We start from the raw sequence: 677 nt of genomic DNA, 5'->3' as shown, positions 1-677 counted from the left end.
GCCATTTCCTCGACCGTAGCGTGGCGGAACACGTCCCGCAGCGGCAGCTCCACGTTCAGCTCCTTGTGGATCTTGCTGACCAGCGTGGTCGCCCGCAACGAGTGGCCCCCGAGATCAAAGAAGTTGTCTCGGACGCCGACCTGCGCAGCTCCGAGCACCTCCTGCCAGATGCGCGCCAGCTTCGCCTCCAGCGCTGTCCGTGGCGCGACATGCTCCACGCCCCTCTGCCCGCCTTCCGGCGCCGGCAGCGCCTTGCGGTCGATTTTCCCGTTCGCGGTCAGCGGCAGCCTCTCCAGCTGCACAAAGTACGACGGGATCATGTACCCCGGCAGCTCCTGCGACAACGCCGCTCTCAGCTCGCTTGCCTTCAACTCGTCCTCCGCCGTGTAGTACGCGCACAAGGCTTTCTCCCCGCCTGCGTCCTCTCGCACCACCACAACCGCTTCCCGCACGCCTTCCGCCTTCAGCAGCTGCGACTCGATCTCCCCGATCTCGATCCGGTATCCCCGGATTTTCGCCTGGTGGTCGATCCGTCCGATAAAGTCCACGTTCCCGTCCGGCATCCAGCGCGCCAGATCACCCGTCCGGTACAACCGCTCCCCGGCTGCGAACGGACTTGGCACAAACCTCTCCTCCGTCAGCTCCGGTTGATTCCAGTAGCCGCGGGCCACGCCCGC

General features: G+C 65.9%; 1 protein-coding gene. It reads right to left on the bottom strand.

The window, feature by feature from the left end:
- Positions 1 to 677, bottom strand: a 677-nt coding sequence (locus AC6ROY_RS25465) for an acyl carrier protein (RefSeq protein WP_500103356.1), incomplete at both ends; no start/stop codon positions are given.

Source organism: Paenibacillus sp. sg306046 (assembly GCF_059821225.1).
The sequence above is the reverse complement of the archived record's forward strand: the minus strand, read 5'-3'. Positions and strand labels throughout refer to the sequence as shown.